Here is a 20,211-nt window from a genome sequence, read left to right on the forward strand (position 1 = left end):
AAGGGGGTAACAATCGATAATCGGCAAGTTTCAGACTGCTGTTATCCACAATTATTTTAGTAGTGTGAATAAAATTTTTTGTAAATTTTTTCTTTTGTCATGAAATTCTTTTTAATATTGTGTAGGGAATCTTGTTTCCCTGTACTTACTAACCCATTCACATAATAAGAAAGTCTGATTGTTCCAACGATCAGACTTTTTTTATTGCCTCTGAAACCCTTTGCCATACAGTATTTCAGCCTGCAGTTATTTCCTTGTAATGGTTTTTGTGAAGGTCTTGTAAAAGGACAAAGGGAACAAAGTACGCAAAGTGTCGGTCTCTCTCTTTTATCCCGTTTTATCTTCTTTGCCCCTCTTTGCTCCCTTCGGAGTATTTTATTTCCCGTTTTTTTTCGGGATGTTTTTATGCGTTTTTTTGCCGGCTTTCTTTTACTGATTTAAATAGCCTGGCTAAATAACTGACTTTGCGGCAATTTGCGCCACAGCCGGGCATCAAAAGCCATACAGATATTACGGATGAAAGGCCTTCCCGTGGCTGTTACAGCTACCTTTTCAGGCATTACTTCCACAAGACCATCTCTTTCCAGTTCCTGTAATCTTTGCAGTCCCTCTATCACTGCATCGCATTGTGTGTCTGCCTTGCGCCAGCTTGTTTCAAAGGTGCACATCAGATCGCGGATATGTCCTTTGAGCAGCTGATCTTCTTCGTTGAGGATATGCCCGCGAACGATCGGAAACTCACCCTTGCCTACCAGCTCCTGATAGGCTGATACCTGCTTTTCATTTTGTACATAGGCATAGCCGTTATCTCCTATGGAAGACGCTCCCAGCCCTACCAGCAAAGCGGTATGGGTTACCGTATAGCCCATGAAATTACGATGCAGTTCACCCTTCTCTGCTGCGATAAACAACTCATCACCAGGCAATGCAAAATGGTCCATGCCGATCTCCGCATAACCGTTTCTGGCGAACAGTAATTTGCCCAGTTCGTAAAGCCGTCTTTTCTCTTCATCTTTGGGAAGGTCTGCTTCGGAATAACGACGCTGACCAACTCCTTTTATCCAGGGAACATGCGCATAACTGTAAAAGGATATCCTGTCCGGACGCAGCTGCATCACCTTGTCAACAGTGTCCTGCATACCACAGGTCGTTTGTAATGGCAGCCCGTAGATAAGATCGAAATTAATAGCAGTAAAGCCAATCCTTCTCGCATGTTCCACCACTTTGGCTACCATCTCAAAAGGTTGCACCCGGTTGATAATTTCCTGTACCCTGATATCGAAATCCTGTATACCTAAACTAACACGCCGGAAGCCAAGATTGAACAATGTCTGCAGATGTTCCGGAGTAGTATTACCCGGATGTCCTTCGAAGCCAAGAGATGCATCCGGCAGTAATATAGCATCACGATAGATGCCTTCCAGCAGCATCGTCAGGTTGGCGGCACTGAAAAAAGTGGGGGTACCACCACCCAAATGTATCTCCCTGATTCTGGGGGTGCCTTCGAAAGCGGCCACATACAGTTGCCACTCTTTTAACAGTGCCTGTATATAAGGAACTTCCACGGCATGGTTGACGGTGATATGTTTATTGCAACCACAGTAGGTGCACAGCTTTTCACAGAACGGAAGATGTATGTATATACTGATCCCTTCTTTGTCGTTGGTAGCCCGGAAAGATTTTTTCAGCAGCGTTTTCCATTCCTGCAGACTGAAGGTGCTTTCATCCCAGTAAGGTACTGTTGGGTAACTGGTATACCGGGGTGCGGCAGTATTATATTTACGAATGAGATTCATGATGATTATGGTTTATGACAACAACGTTCAACAACTTTTTCACTATGGGAAGACATGACCGGACTGATATAAGGGATGCCCAGATTAAGTCCGCGCAGGATCAGCAGAATGCCCATCACCCCTACTACTACCGGTATGAGAGAACGGATCCTGTTGCGTATACCGATACTCACCAGGTGACTGAACCAGGCAACTGTGGTCATCGCCGGAAGTGTGCCTGCGCCGAAAGCTGCCATAAAGAGACTGCCTTTCCATACTTCACCGGTAGCTACTGCTCCTGCAATAGCGAGGTATACCAGCCCGCAGGGTAACAATCCGTTCAATACGCCTATGCCATAAAGTGTGCTGAACTTTTGCTGACGCAATAATGCACCCAGTGCGGATTTTATTTTTGTGAGATAGATGCCAGGCAGATGACTGCTTTTTGTTCCGGATGCTCCGGTGTATTTTAACAGTACTGCAAGCAGGAGGACAACACCAATACCTATAGACAGCCACTGCTGAAGGCCACCGAGATACAGCTGCCGGCCCACCCAGCCAAAGATCATTCCCAGCAGGGCATAGGTGGTGATACGGCCGGCATTGTACAGCAGGATGCCTGCCATTTTTTTATACCCTTCCAGATGTTGAACCGGCAATGTCAATGCAATCGGACCACACATGCCGATGCAATGAAAACTGCCTACAAAGCCAAGAATAAGTGCGCCAATCATGGTCGGTAGTATTTGTAATCAATTAGTTAACATGAAAGGCTGCTTCCTGGTAAAACGGTTTGCCCTGATTTTCCCATTGCACTTTCACGAGATAATTACCTTTGCTGAACAGCTGACGGTTAATCATCTGTCTGCCATCATTATTCAGTATCAATGGCATCTCCACATCCATCGCTGCATCTGATGGTCTGTAAAACTTTATTTTACCAGAGAGATTAGTGCCATGCAGCTCCTGCGGAAAGGTAACAGTAATCCCTTCAGACTGCTGGGTAATGCTGATGGGTGCAGACAGGGTGCGGGCATTGACTTTCCCGTCTATCACCTGCTGATATTTCAGCTCTTCCGTGTAATAGTCTTTGGTGACCATGTCTATTTTGGTGCGCATGCTTTTGGTAACCAGTGTGATAATACCGGCAGCAAAAACAACAAACACGATAATGATTTTATGTCCCCAGTTCATGGTAATGATGTTTTGTGATATAATGTTTATTGTATCGGTCCGAGGAAGGTGGTGCGCATAACGGCAATCCTTTTATCGCCTTCATAGAGGCCGATGTAAAGGGTTGATTTCCTGTTGTGCAGTGCCGCCTTTGGTACTACGATAAAAAAGGTGCCTTCGCCCTGTCCTTCAGCCTTAACGGTGATATGACTTTTACCTATTACTTCCACATGTCCTGGTTCTTCTTCCAGTTTAAGGATCAGTGGTATCTCTTGGGTGGTTTTATTGATCAGTTTAATACGGTAGAGGTTAGAGATACTGTCTTGTCCTCTCTCCTGGTACAACATACCGGTGGTGCGGATGATAGTGCCACTTACCGGCTTGCGGCTCGTCAGCATAAATACGATGGAGCCCAGTAAGAGGATAAGGATACCGGAATAGATGCGCAGACGGGGTGTAAAACGCAGCGGCGCATTTTGTGCAATGCCGTTTTCGGAAGCATACCGGATCAATCCGCGGGGGCGGCTGGTTTTGTCCATCATGTGATCGCAGGCATCTATGCAGGCGGTACAGTTCACACATTCCAGTTGAGTACCATTACGGATATCGATACCGGTAGGACATACTTTCACACATTGGGCACAATCAATACAATCACCGATAGCTCTGGAGTCGTCTTTACGGTATTTACCGCGGGGTTCTCCCCTTTTATAATCGTAGGCTACCAGTATTGAGTTTTTATCGAGCAATACCCCTTGTAAACGGCCGTAGGGACATACAATGGTGCATATCTGTTCGCGCATAAAGGCAAACACGCCGTAGAAAACCCCTGAAAATATCAGGATGGCGATAAATCCGCCGGTGTGTTCAGATAAGGGAGAAGTAATGATTTTGCCCAGGGATTTTGCGCTGATGATATAAGCGAGGAATATGTTGGCAATCAGGAAGGAGAGCGCGTAAAAAACAAGGTGCTTACTTGTTTTACGGATAATTTTATTGGAGGTCCATGGTTGTTTGGCCAGCAGCTTTTGCGCGGCAGCATCTCCTTCGATCCAGTATTCAATACGGCGGAAGAGCATTTCCATAAAAATCGTCTGCGGGCACATCCATCCGCAGAAAAGGCGGCCAAACGCCATGGTAAACAATACTACAAACAGAATGAAGGCCAGCATGGCAAGCCCGAAGATGAAGAAGTCCTGAGGCCAGAAGATAGCACCGAACAGGATAAATTTGCCTTCCACTACATTGAGCAGAAATAAAGGCCTGCCATTTATGGAAATAAACGGCAGGCTAAAAAAAACACTAAAATAAAAGATACTGAGAACGCTCCGGATATTGTACCAGCGGCCTTTCGGCTGCTGGGCAAATATCCAGTTACGTTTTCCTTGTTTATCAACTGTGGCTATACTATCTCTGAACGTATTGCTATCGGCCATGACTTTATTCTTTTACTCCTTGCGGATCTTTTGGATTGGCAGGGTTACTACCATGGATGGATTTGACAAAGCTTGCCAGCTGAGCCAGTTGTTTGGGGGAGAAGTCTTCCTGCCATGCTTTCATGCCTTTGTCTGCTACCCCGTATTTGATGGTTTTAAATACTTCGTTGATTTTGCCACCGTGCAGCCAGTAGTCATCGGTGAGGTTGGGTCCTACTACGCCCTGACCCTGAGGGCCATGACAGGGAGCACAACTGGCAACGAATATTTTCTGTCCTGCTGCCAGGTCATCGGCGCCATCCAGCATTTTTACATTGTTCTCATCGATGTTGTTGGCTGCATTTTTCAGGTACTCTGCTTTGGCGACGGCGGCCTTCTCTTCGGCCATGGCCAGCTCCTGTATCTGGTTAGGAGCAGAATGAGAGATCTCTGTGCGCCAGAAGTATACTACGCCGAAACAGATGCTGAATATAAAACCCCAGTTCCACCATGGTGGGGTGGGGTTGTTCAGCTCATGGATACCATCGAAGTCGTGGCCCATGTCTTCTTCTGTTTCGGACGTAGTATCCAGTGTCCTGGTTTTGTTGATTTTTTCGAGCCAGGAAATGCGGGGCTTGGCGGGATCAGCAGCCTTGGCGGACTTACGTTTACTTTTGATGCCGGCGAGAAAACGCAGCACAAAGAGCAAAGAGATGATCACACCAATTTCCACAATAACAATGGTCACGAGTAGGTATAGGGACTGTTTGGATAAGGGCGTATAATAGGCAGCAGCTTCCGGTACAGCGCTGGTGGCGCTGGCTGGCAGACTGACTGCCATAGAGAGTGCTATCAGGGTGATGATGACCGGCAGTTTAGCGGCTTCCTTTTTCATTCTTTCGCGGTAGAGGTCCATCGCACCTACTACTGCGTTGCCGAGGATGGCGATCACCAGTACCAGACCGATGATAACACTCAGCAGCACGAGGGCTACCGGATCTGCCAGTTCGGAAGGTGGCTTGGGACCGTTGGCCATTGCGGGCAGGCTGCAAAACAAACCGCCGCTGATTACATATAATAGCTTCCTGTTCATACCAAGTATTTTATAGGCTTTGGGTATCATCATTATCTAAGGGGATGCGGCTGATCTGGTCTACCATGTTGCGGTCTGCCCTGAAAGCCCAGAAGGCGGCAAAAACAAAGAATATGGAGAAGATCAGCAGGGAGGCCATCGGATAGACGCTGATGCCTGCAATTGATTCCAGATAATTAATGAACTTCATGATCCTGTTTTTTATGTTGACTAAAAATCATTTTTGGTGGTGGCCTCCGCATTGGCGTTAGCGGGTGCTGCAGCCGGGGCCATTTTGATGTCTTTACCCATACGTTGCAGGTAAGCGATCAGCGCTACAATCTCACGATCAGCTTTGATGGGCAGCTTGTCTTTTTGCAGTGATGCTGCGATACTGTTGGCTTGTTTGTCCAGATCAGCGATGGCCTGTTTTTCATAACCATCAGGATAAGGTACCCCCAGTTTGCGCATTACATTGATCATAGCAGGTGTTTTGCCTCTGTCGATGCGGTCCTCAAACAGCCATGGGTATGGTGGCATAATAGATCCCGGAGACATAGACGTAGGGTCCAGCATGTGGTTGTAGTGCCAGCTGTCAGGATATTTGCCGCCTATTCTGGCCAGATCCGGACCAGTACGTTTGGAACCCCACTGGAACGGGTGATCGTAAACAAACTCGCCGGCTTTGGAGTATTCGCCATAACGGGCTACTTCATCACGGAAAGGACGGATCATCTGGGAGTGACAGGTATAACAACCTTCACGCAGATATATGTCACGGCCATGCAGCTCAAGTGGTGTATAAGGTTTTACACTGCTGATGGTAGGAATGTTGCTGCGTACCAGGAAGGTAGGCATCATTTCCAGGGCACCGCCTACAGCTACTACTAACAGACTGAATACTACCAGTTGTATCGGACGACGCTCGATCCAGTTGTGCCAGTGAGCTTTGCCATGAGTAGGAATTACTTTAGGCAGTGGTGCGGCTTCTGCTGCTTCATTGGCCACAAAGGAACCACGACGGATAGTCTTCCAGAGGTTCACGATCATCAGTACCAGCCCGCTCACATACAGGGCGCCACCGAAGGCACGTAATGCGTACATGGGAACGATGGTGGTCACTGTTTCGAGGAACTGATATTTCAGCTGTCCTTCTTCAGTGAATTGTTTCCACATCATGCTCTGTGTAAAAGCTGCCCAGTACAGAGGAATCACATAGAAGATGATACCCAGGGTACCGATCCAGAAGTGAGTATTGGCCCATTTCCTGGAGTACAACTGTGTAGAGAAGATGCGTGGTATCAGCCAGTACAGGATACCGAAGGTCAGGAATCCGTTCCAACCCAGAGCACCAACGTGTACGTGGGCAATGGTCCAGTCGGTATAGTGGCTGATGGCGTTCACGTTTTTGAGAGAGAGCATCGGGCCTTCGAAAGTAGCCATACCATAACAGGTGAGCGCTACTACAAAGAATTTGAGGATAGCGTCTTCTCTTACTCTGTCCCACGCGCCACGAAGGGTAAGTAAACCGTTGAGCATACCACCCCAGGAAGGTGCGATCAGCATAAGGCTGAATACAGTACCCAGTGATTGTGCCCATTCAGGCAGGGCGGTATACAACAGGTGGTGAGGACCAGCCCATATATAGATAAAGATAAGTGACCAGAAGTGGATGATAGACCAGCGATAAGAGTATACAGGTCTGTTGGCGGCTTTCGGCACAAAGTAATACATCAGGCCGAGGTAAGGAGTGGTGAGGAAGAATGCTACCGCATTATGGCCATACCACCATTGTACCAGTGCATCCTGTACCCCTGCATACCAGCTGTAACTTTTAAACAGTGACAATGGATACTCGAAGGAGTTGATAATGTGTAACATAGCAATCGCCACCCAGGTGCCGATATAAAACCAGATCGCTACATACAGGTGTGCTTCACGACGACGCAGGATGGTACCGAGCATGTTGGCGCCAAATACTACCCATACCAAAGTGATGGCGATGTCGAAAGGCCATTCCAGTTCGGCATATTCCTTACCGGTGGTGTATCCCAGGAAAAGGGTGAGTGCACCACCTGCAATGATAGACTGCCATCCCCAGAAATGGATTTTACTCAGCAGGTCGCTGAACATACGGGCCTTACACAAGCGTTGCAGCGAGTAGTAAACACCCATAAAAATACCGTTGCCTACAAAGGCAAAGATCACGGCGTTGGTGTGAACGGGCCTGAGGCGCCCGAAGGTAGTAGGGGCAAATCCCATGTTGAGATCCGGGAATACCAGTGACAGGGCTGCCCACAAACCTGCAAGCATTCCTATCAATCCCCAGAACATACAAGCGTAGGCAAACCATTTTACCGTGCGGTTGTCGTAATAAAATTTTTCGAGAGACATAGTGCTGTTTATTGTTGCTTAATTGATGGTGTTTTTTCGTTTATTCGTGGTCGTTATCATCTTTTTTATCTTCAAAGAGAATACGATGTGCAGGAGAGAAATCATCTTCAAACTGCCCGTTCCTGACAGACCAGATGAAAGCGGCCAGAAAGCCTGCTGCTACGGTAAGGCTGGCGCCCAGCAAAAGAATAATTACACTCATAACATTATTATTTTACCAGTAAGAACCTGGCTGTTTCCAGGGCCTGTAAGGCATGTATTTCTTTAGCATGAAAGGTGAGCACATCACCGGTTTCCAGCACTGTAACCTCGTCGTTCAGCATGAAGGCAATTTTTCCTTCGAGTACCAGCACCATGGCGTCGACAGGTGAAGTATGCGGTGGTATCTGCTGACCCTGCTGCATGATGATAAGCGTGGCTTCAAACCGTTTTGTTTTCAGCACTTCCCGGCTTTTCACCTTATCGGTCCCTTCTTCCTGTATTACGTTCATGGTTTTCATCAGCATATAAGTCGTGATGTAAGTGTGTTAAAACCGACAGACAAGGAGAGCCCGTTATGCACGAGCAGCCTTGCTTTCAGGCTGCCCGTACATCCATTTCAATCGGGCTTTAATACTGGCGCTTTTAAGATTTCACTGTGTGTGTTTGTATTGATAGCAAAGGTAGCAGCACCTGGCGGCGACTGCAATGATATTACTCAATCAGAAATATGATTTTTATCAGACATTTGGCTCAATGCTTTACTGGCAAGCCTTTTACCGTGCCATTCGCTGAGCAGAAAGGTCATCAGCACAATGCTGATAGAACTCGCAGGCATCAGAATAGCTGCTACAAGCGGAGATAAAATGCCCTGCACCGCAAAAAATAACCCTGTTATATTATATACCAGTGAAAGAATGAAACTGGCCAGGATAATACGTTTGTTGGCCTTGCACAGTTTTATGAATGACAACAGTACCGGCAGTTGTTTTGCTTCAAGTATACCATCGCTGGCCGGTGTAAAGTTGTTGCTGTCTTCTGTGAGGGAAATACCGATATCGCTCTGTTTAAGCGCTCCGGCATCATTCAGCCCATCCCCTATCATCATTACTTTTTTACCCTGATTTTGCAGGGAGATGATATAAGCGAGTTTGTCGGCAGGCTTCTGTTCAAACAATAAAGTGGTATTGGGACCCATGAGTTTACGGAGGTTCACGGCTTCCTGATCATTATCTCCGGAAAGCACAGACATGGGATAATACTGTTGCAGCTGTTTTAATAGTGGTCGTATGCCGCTGCGGTAATTATTGCGGATGGTAAAAAGGCCGGTCAGTTTTTCGTTGATAGACAAATACACGATACTGCCGTCTACTTCTTCTTTCCGGTGTGCACCGGTGAATTCTGCATTACCCAGCCGGATAAAGTTGCCCTGTACCCAGCCACACACACCTTTCCCGGCATAGTCCATAAAATCAACCACCGGCATAGCTGTGCCGATATTGCAATAGCCGGCAATAGCCTTGCTGAGAGGATGTGTGGATTGCAGTGCCAGGCTGGCAATCATGCTTTCCTGAAAAGGCGCGAGTGTATTACCAAAATACATTACCTCACTGCCGGTTTTGCCGGTGAGGGTACCGGTTTTATCGAAAACAATATGCGTGGTGTTGGCTAGATTTTCGATGGCCTGAGCATTACGCAGGTACAACTGGTGGCGGCTCAGGATACGCAGGATATGCCCGTTGGTAAAGGAAGAGGCCAGCAGTAATGCACAGGGACAGGCAATGATCAGGATGGCTGTTACAGCAGGCCATATCCGGGAAGGATCATGCATAGCCCAATAACCAGCGCTGATGGCGGCAATCACCAGAACTACCCAGGTGAAGTTACGCCCCAGCAGGTGCACGAAGGATACATGTTTTTCTTCCTTGTTTTTCAGCTCATCGCGGTTCCAGAGGCTGGTAAGATAACTTTGTGCTACTTCCTTGATAGTCAGTATCTCTATATTTCCTTCCAGCTGGCGCCCGCCGGCATATAAGATCTCTCCTACTGATTTATTGACAGGCGTGGCTTCTCCAGTAACAAAACTATAGTCTATCAGTGCTTTCCCGCGGACAATAATACCATCTGCAGGTACCAGTTCGTTGTTGTGTATCAATAAGGTATCGCCTGTTTTGATGTCTGGCAGTGTAGTCGGTATTTCCTTTTCTTCCTTTATAACGCTGACGGCTATAGGAAAATAAGCGGTATAGTCACGGTCGAAGGAAAGGCCCTGGTACGTTTTATCCTGAAGGATACGGCCGATCAGCATAAAAAACACAATGCCGGACATGGAATCGAAGTAGCCGGCCTGCCCCTGTGTTACATCTACAATACTGCGGATGAAAGTGACTACAATAGCAAGTACAATGGGCATATCGATATTGAGGAAGCCGTGTTTGAGCCCACTCCAGGCTGACTTGAAAAACACCTGCGCGCTATAGAAAAATACAGGCAGAGCCAGTACCAGGTTCATATAACGGAACATCCGGTTCATACTTTCATCGGTATGTCCGCTGCTGGTGAAATATTCCGGGAAACTGAGCAGCATAATGTTGCCAAAACAGAATCCGGCAACGCCGAGCTGGTAAATAAGGCTACGTTTTACACCAGGCTTTTTATGCTGAAGGTCCTGCAGGCTGATATAGGGCTCATAGCCAATGGCGGTGAGCACTTCGGCTACATGCCGCAAGGTGGTCTGTGTTTCTGAAAAAATAATCAGCGCTTCCTTCTTACTAAAGTTGACGGTTACACGTTGTACACCCTTATCCAGTTTATGCAGGTTTTCGAGCAGCCACAGGCAGGAGCTGCAATGAATATGCGGAATATAGAAGCTGACATGCGTCTGGGTGTCGTCCCTGAACTGTATGAGCTGTTGTTGTATTTTCTCATCTTCCAGGAAGGCGAACTTATCTTTTCTGACCGTAATACGTTGATTTACACCGGGATTCTCATTCAGGTCGTAATACTGGCAGAGATCGTACTGGTGGAGTATTTCGAATACCAGTTTACATCCTTCGCAGCAAAAAACTTTTTCTTCCAGGGTGATGTTCCTGTTGTTGCAATCTTCCCCGCAGTGGTAGCAGGCAACTTGTACGTTGGTGTCAGAAGTGGTAGCCATTAGTCGATGCTTACAGTGTTAATAATTTCTTCCTGCCGGATAACGATCGTGTTGGCCGGTAAAACGGCCGGGTACAGAATATTTTGTTCTACGTATATCCATTGTTGCAGGAGCTGTTCGAGGGAATACATATCGCTGATACATATTTTATAGGCAGCGCTCCAGTGTCCCTGCAGGAGGTAGTTACCGGTTACCTGGCGAAGTTTCTGGAGCAGCAGTATGATCTTCTGAAAGGATTGCTGTATGCTGTCATAGACGGCTGGTTGCAGGCTCTTCTGGCCCTTGTTGTGGATGGCGGCGTTGCGAATGACCGGGAAGATGATGGACGTTTCTTTTCGCATCAGCTGGGTAAATTCGGTCTGCATTTTAGTGAAGAGCAGTTGCTGCAGATCTGCTGTGGCCGGGGCAGATGGGTCGTCCTGCCTTTCCAGGTTAAACCAGGCCATTATTTCTTCCGCAGTATGTTCTATGGGTTGGTGGAACTTACTGGTGATCACATCGCAGAGTGCTGCGGGTGTGAGTTCATGAAAGTTGATGATAGCATATGGATGCATGGATGGATGGTATTTTTGATTTTACAAAAGTACCAGTACCTCCACGCTGATGGAATGATATGTGTCAAGGCAGAATATGATATTTATCAGCCGTATGTGAAAGGCTGACTAGTCCTGCAGATTGGCTGTTTTGATGATCTGCGGGATATCGAGGAGGCGTATTTTTTTGCCGTCGAGTTCTATCATGCCGTCTTTTTTGAATTCGGAAAGCAGGCGGATGGCGGATTCGGTGGCAGTGCCTACGAGGTTGGCGATTTCTTCGCGGGAGAGGCGTACACTAAGAGTGGCGCCGTCTTCTTCCAGACCGTAGGTTTCTTTGATAAAGAGGATTGTTTCAGCGAGGCGTTCCCTAACGGGTTTCTGGGCGAGATGGGTGATCTTGAGTTCTGCTTTGCGCAGCTCGCTGGAGAGAATACGCATCATTTCAAAAGACAGGGAGGCATCTTTTTGCAGGATGCTCATAAAGAGGTCTTTCGGGATGAAGCAGATGGAAGAATCTTCCAGAGCAGTAGCAGTGGCGGTATAACGTTCGCTGCTGAGCAACGCTTTATAGCCCATGATATCGCCGGCTTTAACCAGGCGGATAATCTGTTCGCGGCCATCGTCGCCACTGTGGGACAGCTTTATTTTTCCGTCGTTGATGCAGTATACGCCAAAAGGGTAAGCGCCTTCATGAAAGATCACCTGACCTTTCTTGTATACAGAGCATACTTTAGCCGCGTCAATCTGTTCGAGATTGCACTGTTCTGCCTTGCAGAAAACGGACGAAAAACGGTCCTTACAATTTTGACACGCAGGATTTTGAATTGTACTACCCATATCAATCTGCAAAATTACTAATTTACAGCTCCTTAACCAAAGCAAATGCTGTCGTGTCGTTAATTTATTATGTTATTTATAAGCCATATGAAGTTCTGACAAGGTTTACACCGGAAGGAAACAAAGCCTGTCTGGCTGATTACTTTGAAGTACCACGGGATGTGTATCCAGTGGGTCGTCTGGATTATGATAGTGAAGGTTTGTTGTTGCTTACAAATGACAAGTCATTGAATAACAAGCTTCTGCTTCCTCGTCATGCGCATGAAAGAGAATACTGGGTGCAGGTAGATGGTGCCATTACCAATGTGGCTGTCCGTCAGCTGCAGGAAGGGGTGGATATCACTGTAGATGGGAAACCCTATCATACAAAACCCTGTTTTGCCGAGATCTTCCAGGAAGAACCGTTTTTGCCACCCCGCAACCCTCCTATCCGTTTCCGTAAGAGCATACCAGCGCCCTGGGTGCGGATGGTGTTGCATGAAGGGAAAAACAGACAGGTCCGGAAAATGACAGCCGCCGCTGGTTTTCCTACGTTGAGGCTTGTCCGTTACAGAATGGAAGATATCACCATAGAAGGGATGCAGCCCGGTGATATGAAACAGCTGAGCCGGGATACCGTCTATAAAAAACTCCGGCTTAAATCGTCCTGATGTGAATGCTTTTGATTATTTTGATAGTTAATTGCCGGTTTTCAGAGAAAAATCTGGTATTTAGCATCAAATAACCACTTGTCAACACTATCAAATACACAAATTTTAACTAGGTTTGTTGCCTACAAATATCTATTATGCTGAAATCAATGACTGGCTTCGGAAGGGCGGAAAGCACCAGAGGCGAAACAAGTATAGTGGTTGAAATCAAATCGCTGAATGGAAAGCAGTTTGAAGTGAACCTGAAATTCTCGCCATTGCTGAAACCCTACGAATTTGACATCCGCTCGCTGATGCAACAGGTGCTGATACGCGGGACCCTGGATGCCACCATCAACATTCGTCAGAATGGTGCTACCAAACCGGTGGTTATCAATACCGACCTGGCGAAGTACTACTACCAGTCTATTACCATGCTGGCCAATCAGCTGGAGCTCCCACAGGGCGATATGCTGAATGTGCTGATGAAGCTCCCGGAAGTGGTGAGCCCCGCTACTGAGCAGCTGACAGAAGAGGAATGGAAGGATGTGGAAGACACCCTGAAAGAAGCGCTCACCGATCTGGACATGCACCGCCAGGATGAAGGCCAGATGCTGGACGCCGATTTGTTACAGCGTATCACCAATATCGAAAGTTATACCGAAAAGGTGCGTGAACTGGACCCGTTGCGCAAAGACCGTATACGTCAACGTCTGGAGTCTCTGCTGGCTGAATATGTAGGCAAAGAAAATGTGGATGCCAACAGGCTGGAGCAGGAGCTCATTTTCTATCTGGAAAAACTGGATATCTCTGAAGAACTGGCGCGTCTGGAAAACCACCTCCGCTATTTCCGCGAAATCCTGAAAGATGACGAAGTTGCCAAAGGTAAAAAACTGGGCTTCGTATTGCAGGAGATCGGCCGCGAAATCAATACTACCGGTTCCAAAGCCAATGATGCCGGTATCCAGCAATGGGTAGTGCTGATGAAGGATGAACTGGAGAAAGCCAAAGAACAAGTATTAAACGTTTTATAGCAAGGCGTATACCTTATGAAAAGACTATTTCAGGTAACAGCAGGCTTACTCTTACTGGCTGCGGCCTGCAAGCCGTTAAAAATGGATGTCTACGAGAAAAACCTGGAAATACCGGGTCATAACTGGGCCTATGATTACCAACCCTCGTTTGAAGTAAATATCCTGCCGGAAGACACTGCCAACCTGTACGATATCTATGTGAATGTAAGGCATAGCGATGCGTACCCTTACAGCAATATCTGGCTGTTGGTAGGTACCCGGTATCCAAACGATAGTATACCTAAAGAACAAAGGGTAGAGCTGCCACTGGCAGATATCAACGGCAAATGGCATGGAAATGGGATCGATGATATTTATGAACACCGGGTTCTCATCCAGCAGAAAGCACTCTTCAATAAACCAGGCACCTATAAGTTTACGTTCGAGCAAAACATGCGGCAAAACCCGCTCCCCCATGTGATGAATATAGGTCTGCGGATAGAGAAAGCCGGCAAACGGCCATGATGAGAAAGTTTTTCAATAAAATGCAGGAAGGAAAGTCTGTTTCCTTCATTTATCTGTTGGTATTAGCATATACGATTGTCGCCCTCATCTGGTGGGGCGTGCTGCTGTTCCGCCAAAGCGAGCAGATCAGTGCCTTCGAAAGACAAAACCTCTCCCTGCGCATCGATAGCCTGGCACAGCCGGTAGAACACCAGCTCGAGGTACAGCGGATTGATAAAGACGCTCATATGCGTTCTTTTAAGTATATAGGGGAAGGATCTATTTTTTTAGGAATTATACTGCTCGGCGCGCTCTTTGTATATAGAGCTGTTTGGAAATATATGAAGCTTAGCCGGCAGCAGCAGAATTTTATGATGGCCGTGACACATGAACTGAAATCACCCATCGCTGCTGCCAAACTGAATCTGGAAACGATCCGCAGACACAAGCTGGATGAGGAGAAACAAGCCAAGCTGATTGATAATACCATTCGGGAAACCAATCGCCTGGACCAGCTCTGTAATAATATTCTGCTGGCAGCCCAGCTGGAAACGCATGATTACAAGCTGTTTAAAGAACCGCTCGACTTCTCTGCCTTGCTGGAAGCCAATATCAGAGAACTGCGCAATCGTATCGGCACACATGTCATAAATGCAGACATTCTGCCACATGTACGGATGGAAGGTGATAAACTGATGTTGCAGATCATCCTCAGCAATCTCGTGGAGAATGCAGTGAAATACGCTCCCCGCAACTCCACCATCACCGTTCGCCTGTTTGAGTCCGAACACCACCACCTGAAACTTCAGGTGGCCGATGAAGGACCCGGCGTACCGGAAGAAGAAAGAGAACGCATCTTCCTGAAGTTCTACCGGCTGGGCAACGAAAATACCAGAAAAGCAAAAGGCTCCGGACTGGGACTCTTTCTCACGGCTAAGATCGTGGAACAACATAACGGTACCATCCGGGTAAAAGATAATTTGCCCACCGGCGCCTGCTTTGAGATAACCTGGCCGGAATATTCCGTGCAAACAGCGTAACTTAGATGACGGATTCATGCTCATACATGTCCGCGGTTTATAGTAAAATCAAACGATTAACACATGAAGGAAGCGACTAAAGCATCCATACTGCTGGTGGAGGATGAAGAAAATCTTCAGGAAGCGTTGAAGCTTAACCTGGAACTGGAAGGATATGAAGTGACCGCTGTAGACAATGGTACCGCTGCCCTGAAAGCAGTAAAGAATGAATATTTTGACCTCATCATACTGGACATCATGTTGCCCGAAATGGACGGCATCGCTGTATGCGAAAATATCCGCATCCAGAACAACGAAGTTCCCATCCTGTTCCTGAGCGCCAAAAACAGCAGCGCCGACCGCGTACTCGGCCTCAAAAAAGGTGGTGATGACTATATGACCAAACCCTTTAACCTGGAAGAGCTGCTGCTACGCGTGGAAAAGCTCATCGTCAAAAACAAAAAAATACAGGATAAAGACAGCGTCCCCAATGTATACCGATTCGGTAACAATACCATCGACTTCGCCGCCCAGGAATGTGTTGGCAAAGACGGTAAACATTATGAGCTGAGCAAGAAAGAAGCCATGCTGCTGAAACTGCTCATCGAAAACAAAGGCGAAGTAGTAACCCGTGAAAAAATATTGCAGGTGGTTTGGGGCTATAACGTATACCCCACTACGAGAACTATCGACAACTTCATCCTCAACTTCCGTAAATACTTTGAGGAAGACAGCCGCAACTCCAAATACTTCCACTCTGTAAGAGGCGTCGGCTACAAGTTTACAGAAGCCTGAACATTTTGGGATTTATGGATTTTGGGATTTGTTGATTTGAAATGTAATCCCCCAATCCCCCAATCCATAAATCTCCAAATTCATAAATTCATAAATCAGGCGATCCCCAAATCAAAACCACTTTTCCGCAAATTCTCCCCACTTGCCGGTTAAAATCTGCCTCCGGATAAATACCACTTCCCATTCGCATCGATTTGACCGATATTTAATGAGCTTATCAGCAAGCCGTTCAACTTTCCTGTAAACCTTAGATGTGGTACAACATTTCGATGAAATAGTTTTTGCTGCGGGATGGCCGTACTGGCTGTTTTTTTTGTTAAGTCTCCTTGTACTGGTAGCGTTTTTCATTTTTCGTGAAAAAAGAATTAAAAGAGCCTCAGCGAAAGAAATAACCATGCAACACTCCCTGATCAACCTGGAACTCCATGCCTTCCAGGCTCACATGGACCCGCATTTTATTTTTAACAGCCTCAACGCTATTCACCACTATATCCTTACTACCAGTACGGATATGGCCTCCCTTTACCTCACCCGGTTTGCCCGCCTCATGCGGCTGATGATCGGAAACTTCAACAAGGAATGGGTGTCTCTGCATGACGACCTGGAAGCCCTGGAACTCTACATACAACTGGAACAGCTCCGGTTTGATCAGCAGTTTTCTTATCAAGTGAGGATTACGGAAGAGGTGAATCAGCAGGATACACTGGTGCCTCCCCTGATTATTCAGCCCTATGTGCAATATGTGATCTGGCACCGGCTGCTGTTACGCCCCCAGAAAGCTGGCGGACGTCTGGTGATCCACATCGGTAAAGACCACAACCGGCTTTATATCCAGGTGGAGGACAATGGCATACTCGCCACAGAACTGCTGGATGATACCGGAGAAAGACAGGCTTCCGGCATTGATATCGCAGCGGAGAGATTGTATATGATGAGTGAGAAATATCAAATGAGAGCCGGTATCCAGGCACAACAGCTGTTTGATGAAACCCGTAACCCCAATGGTAACCGTCTCACCATCAGTATGCGGCATATGCTGACACACCAGTCTATGGCCGTATAGCCAGTATTTACAGGCGTTTGATCAGCCCGCAGCTGACCCACCCCGTTTTCCCGTCGGCCAGTGAAATTTTACAGAAGTCCTTTGTCGCGTCTGAGATACGCACCTTCATACCTTCCTGTACTTCGAAGGCATCTTTACTATTATCGTCGGGAGCTGATTTTACCTTGGTATTGCCTTGTATGATAATGCCGGACTGATGGTCATTGGCCACGGCATAGGTATCTATGGCCATGATCAGGTATAGGGCAAACAAGGTCCCCACTACATAATTGCCCCAGCGGAGGAATTTGTTTTTCCAGCCAGGCAGGAACTGATTGAGCATAATACCGGCAATGACCAGCCAGAAAAATACGATACAGCCGGCGGCCCAGCCATTGGGTTTGTGCAGTAGCTGCAGCTGCCGCCACCATTGCTGAAAGAATACTAACGGTAACTCATCTACGTAGCCGCTTACTTTCTGGTTGGCGAGTGCCAGGTTGTGTTTGAGGGTCTCGTCACCGGGGGCGAGCTGTAAGGCTTTTTCGTAGTTGTATACGGCTTCGCCGGTTTTACCCGCTTTGTAATAAGCGTTGCCGGCGTTGTAATACAGTGGTTTCAGCTCAAATCCTTCATCGATCAGCTGTTGATAGGCAGCCGCTGCATCGGTGAACTTGCTTTGCTGATAGAGGTTATTGGCGGCATCAAAACGCTGTTGCGGAATGGCCTGCTGTGCCTGTGCGATACTACCCGTCAGCACAACGGCCAACAGGAAGAAAACCACTTTGATATTTTTATGAATAGACATGTTCCCTTTCCTTAGGTGATTAATTCTTCAGCGCATCTTCAAGGTTAGTGATGATGGTCACTGCTTTGGAGTAGGTGCCCTGCATCCGGTCGTTGCCGCTGCCGGGAGCATACAGGGCCACTTCACAGTTGTCGATCAGCTCAAACAGGTCGCTGGTATTGGTGCCGTTGATATGACGCGCAGCCAGCTTGTCCTGTATCAGTTGTTTGCTGAGATCTGCGAAAGGTATTTTAAGCTTGTGGCTGAGATAACCCCATACAGCACGGGATGTCTCCTCATAGAAAGCTTTGTCTTTGCCTTCTTTCAGGTACCGGGCTGCCAGTTCCAGCCTTTTGAGGGCTACCTTATTGGCATAACGGTGTTTCAGCAATGCTGCGTTGGTGGTATTGTAGTCTTTTCTGCGTTTGTAGTATATCAGTGCGGCGGCGATCAGCAGCGGCAGCAACAGCAGCACGTAGAACCAGGGGCTGACGATCAGCCATTGACGGTTTTGGGTCCACTTGTATATGCCACCATCAATTTTCACCAGTTCATTTTTACCCACACTGAAATCATGTTTGTCTTGTCGTATCCTTTTTCCCTGGGTAATATCGATCACGAAAGCTTCGGAGCGGAGTGTTTTGTAACTGTTGGCTACCGGGTCGAAGTAGGAAAATTCTACCGCCGGGATGGTATGCTGGCCTGCTTCCTGTGGCATCAGCACATATTCAAACTGCCTGCTGCCGGAGAGCGGGTTGCTGTTTTTTTCGATATCATCAGTCACTTTGGGATCGTATTTCTCAAAGCCGCTGGGGATGTCCACTTTAGGGGAGTTGAGAAGGTTGACGTTGCCTTGCCCGCTGATGTTTATTTTCAGGGTGAGGGCATCATCAGTACTGAGTGACTTTTTATCCACTGTGGCTGTCATTTTGAAATGACCGACGGCGCCGTTGAAACTGGAGGGGCGGCCGTCTACCGGCAGTGATTTGACATTTATCTTGATTGGATTACTCTGAATTTTATAAGGTACATCCTGGTATTCCACCTCCGGACGGTTGAAAAAGTCGTCGAAGAAAGGATCTTTAAAAGCCGGGTCGTTGAAGAATTCTTCAAACGGATCTTTGCCGCCACGGGAGCGTTTGTTGCCTACCAGTTTCACCAGGCGTACCTGGTTGTCTACTTCCACAGGGTCCAGTTCCAGGGCGCCTGACTGGAGTGGGAACAGCAGCGTTTTACGGATAGTGAATACTTTAAAAGGCACGCCGTTGATTCTTTCTTCTGTAGCCTGCGGAGGGTTGGGAAGCTCGATATCTTTAGCGGAAAAGCCTTTGAATGCTGGCACTTTGGTGACGCTGGAATTGGTCGGAAGCCGGGTATAGAGTTTATAAGTAGCGGTCAGCTGATCGCCTTCATACAGGTTGGTTTTGTCAACTTCCACTTTCAGGAAGATGTTTTTACGCAGTTTCTCCTGAATGTCCTCCCCTTTTTTGAGCAGCCCTTCAGACACATCTTCACTCAGGCCGTTACCACTCTGACCGCGATGCTGCGGTATTGCCTGCTGTTGGGATGGCTGTGGTGTCTGTGTCTGTGCCTGTGCATTGCCTTTTCTGACTTCAATGAGTACCGGGTTAGACTTGATCACGTTGCCATTTACCCGGGCCTGGGCGCCGGGAATGGTGAAACTGCCCACATGTTTGGGCTGCAGCACATAATTCAGTGCAAAGTATTCAGAGCGACGGCCATTGAAGATGGATTGACCCTGCATTTGTGAGGGGCCTTGCAGTACTTCGAAGTCTTTAAAGTTGGGCGGAGTAAAGCTGGTGATATTGCTTCCGTTTTCCAGCATAAACTGAATCTGAAATGGTTCATCAACAGTTATGGAGTTGCTGCTTACGCTGGTGGTAAAACGGAGCTCTTGTGCGCTGGCGCAGACGACTAGCCCCAGACAACATAAAATGGAGAAAATGTATTTTTTTATATTAAATCTGTCCTTCATAGTTATGTCAACAAATTTAACCAAACCCGCTCCGGAAGCGGTGTTAACTGCCGTTAAAACTTAGTTAAAAGAATTATATATGAAATAGCCC

At 47.3% G+C, this 20,211-nt stretch carries 20 protein-coding genes; 6 read left to right on the forward strand and 14 right to left on the reverse strand.

Features of this window, described 5'->3' with window-relative positions; all coding sequences use genetic code 11:
* Window positions 1–437: 437 nt before the first annotated feature.
* From hemN to KD145_RS19635, 12 genes are all read right to left on the reverse strand, one after another.
* Complete coding sequence (gene hemN / locus KD145_RS19580; RefSeq protein ID WP_212000994.1) at window positions 438–1,796, reverse strand: oxygen-independent coproporphyrinogen III oxidase; 1,359 nt, start codon at window positions 1,794–1,796, stop codon at window positions 438–440.
* Between the two features lie 5 nt (window positions 1,797–1,801).
* On the reverse strand, window positions 1,802–2,509 hold the full coding sequence (locus KD145_RS19585) for a sulfite exporter TauE/SafE family protein (protein ID WP_212000995.1): 708 nt from the start codon (window positions 2,507–2,509) through the stop codon (window positions 1,802–1,804).
* 22 nt (window positions 2,510–2,531) lie between these two features.
* A complete protein-coding gene (locus tag KD145_RS19590) occupies window positions 2,532–2,969 on the reverse strand; it encodes a FixH family protein (RefSeq protein ID WP_212000996.1) in 438 nt (145 codons plus the stop codon).
* 26 nt (window positions 2,970–2,995) lie between these two features.
* A complete protein-coding gene (ccoG, locus tag KD145_RS19595) occupies window positions 2,996–4,384 on the reverse strand; it encodes a cytochrome c oxidase accessory protein CcoG (protein WP_212000997.1) in 1,389 nt (462 codons plus the stop codon).
* 4 nt (window positions 4,385–4,388) lie between these two features.
* Entirely contained in the window at window positions 4,389–5,456 is a 1,068-nt protein-coding gene (locus tag KD145_RS19600; protein WP_212000999.1) for a cbb3-type cytochrome c oxidase N-terminal domain-containing protein, read from the reverse strand.
* A 10-nt stretch (window positions 5,457–5,466) separates the two neighbouring features.
* Window positions 5,467–5,646: a CcoQ/FixQ family Cbb3-type cytochrome c oxidase assembly chaperone gene (locus KD145_RS19605; protein ID WP_212001001.1), complete on the reverse strand. Its 180-nt coding sequence runs from the start codon at window positions 5,644–5,646 to the stop codon at window positions 5,467–5,469.
* Window positions 5,647–5,666: 20 nt separating this feature from the next.
* Window positions 5,667–7,829 (reverse strand): cytochrome-c oxidase, cbb3-type subunit I, encoded by a 2,163-nt coding sequence (ccoN, locus tag KD145_RS19610; RefSeq protein WP_212001006.1) that lies wholly within the window; start codon window positions 7,827–7,829, stop codon window positions 5,667–5,669.
* A 40-nt stretch (window positions 7,830–7,869) separates the two neighbouring features.
* Window positions 7,870–8,031 carry a cbb3-type cytochrome oxidase assembly protein CcoS gene (ccoS, locus tag KD145_RS19615; RefSeq protein ID WP_113616030.1) on the reverse strand — a complete coding sequence of 54 codons (162 nt, stop codon included), beginning with the start codon at window positions 8,029–8,031 and terminating at the stop codon, window positions 7,870–7,872.
* A 7-nt stretch (window positions 8,032–8,038) separates the two neighbouring features.
* Window positions 8,039–8,320 carry a cupin domain-containing protein gene (locus tag KD145_RS19620; protein WP_212001007.1) on the reverse strand — a complete coding sequence of 94 codons (282 nt, stop codon included), beginning with the start codon at window positions 8,318–8,320 and terminating at the stop codon, window positions 8,039–8,041.
* A gap of 206 nt (window positions 8,321–8,526) precedes the next feature.
* Window positions 8,527–10,965: a heavy metal translocating P-type ATPase metal-binding domain-containing protein gene (locus KD145_RS19625; protein WP_212001009.1), complete on the reverse strand. Its 2,439-nt coding sequence runs from the start codon at window positions 10,963–10,965 to the stop codon at window positions 8,527–8,529.
* Window positions 10,965–11,519: a hypothetical protein gene (locus KD145_RS19630; RefSeq protein ID WP_212001011.1), complete on the reverse strand. Its 555-nt coding sequence runs from the start codon at window positions 11,517–11,519 to the stop codon at window positions 10,965–10,967. Before KD145_RS19630 ends, KD145_RS19625 begins: the two co-directional genes overlap by 1 nt.
* A gap of 108 nt (window positions 11,520–11,627) precedes the next feature.
* Window positions 11,628–12,338 carry a Crp/Fnr family transcriptional regulator gene (locus tag KD145_RS19635; RefSeq protein ID WP_212001013.1) on the reverse strand — a complete coding sequence of 237 codons (711 nt, stop codon included), beginning with the start codon at window positions 12,336–12,338 and terminating at the stop codon, window positions 11,628–11,630.
* Between the two features lie 53 nt (window positions 12,339–12,391).
* On the opposite strand from KD145_RS19635, the gene KD145_RS19640 reads away from it, so the two are divergent.
* The 6 genes from KD145_RS19640 to KD145_RS19665 all read left to right on the forward strand — a co-directional run bounded on the left by KD145_RS19640 (window position 12,392) and on the right by KD145_RS19665 (window position 17,361).
* A complete protein-coding gene (locus tag KD145_RS19640; RefSeq protein ID WP_212001015.1) occupies window positions 12,392–12,988 on the forward strand; it encodes a pseudouridine synthase in 597 nt (198 codons plus the stop codon).
* Window positions 12,989–13,125: 137 nt separating this feature from the next.
* A complete protein-coding gene (locus tag KD145_RS19645; RefSeq protein WP_212001017.1) occupies window positions 13,126–14,001 on the forward strand; it encodes a YicC/YloC family endoribonuclease in 876 nt (291 codons plus the stop codon).
* 15 nt (window positions 14,002–14,016) lie between these two features.
* The gene (locus KD145_RS19650) at window positions 14,017–14,505 is read left to right on the forward strand and encodes a gliding motility lipoprotein GldH (protein WP_212001018.1); all 489 of its coding nucleotides are present in this window, start codon (window positions 14,017–14,019) and stop codon (window positions 14,503–14,505) included.
* Window positions 14,502–15,524: a sensor histidine kinase KdpD gene (locus tag KD145_RS19655; RefSeq protein ID WP_212001019.1), complete on the forward strand. Its 1,023-nt coding sequence runs from the start codon at window positions 14,502–14,504 to the stop codon at window positions 15,522–15,524. Before KD145_RS19650 ends, KD145_RS19655 begins: the two co-directional genes overlap by 4 nt.
* Window positions 15,525–15,587: 63 nt before the next feature.
* Entirely contained in the window at window positions 15,588–16,298 is a 711-nt protein-coding gene (locus KD145_RS19660; RefSeq protein WP_113616023.1) for a response regulator transcription factor, read from the forward strand.
* Between the two features lie 394 nt (window positions 16,299–16,692).
* On the forward strand, window positions 16,693–17,361 hold the full coding sequence (locus KD145_RS19665; protein ID WP_212001020.1) for a sensor histidine kinase: 669 nt from the start codon (window positions 16,693–16,695) through the stop codon (window positions 17,359–17,361).
* A gap of 7 nt (window positions 17,362–17,368) precedes the next feature.
* Here the strand turns inward: KD145_RS19665 and KD145_RS19670 are convergent, their stop codons facing one another.
* Window positions 17,369–18,145, reverse strand: a complete 777-nt coding sequence (locus KD145_RS19670; RefSeq protein WP_212001021.1) for an SH3 domain-containing protein — start codon at window positions 18,143–18,145, stop codon at window positions 17,369–17,371.
* Between the two features lie 19 nt (window positions 18,146–18,164).
* On the reverse strand, window positions 18,165–20,120 hold the full coding sequence (locus KD145_RS19675; RefSeq protein ID WP_212001022.1) for a BatD family protein: 1,956 nt from the start codon (window positions 20,118–20,120) through the stop codon (window positions 18,165–18,167).
* Window positions 20,121–20,211 lie beyond the last annotated feature (91 nt).

It is taken from the genome of Chitinophaga sp. HK235 (genome assembly GCF_018255755.1).
Taxonomy (GTDB): domain Bacteria; phylum Bacteroidota; class Bacteroidia; order Chitinophagales; family Chitinophagaceae; genus Chitinophaga.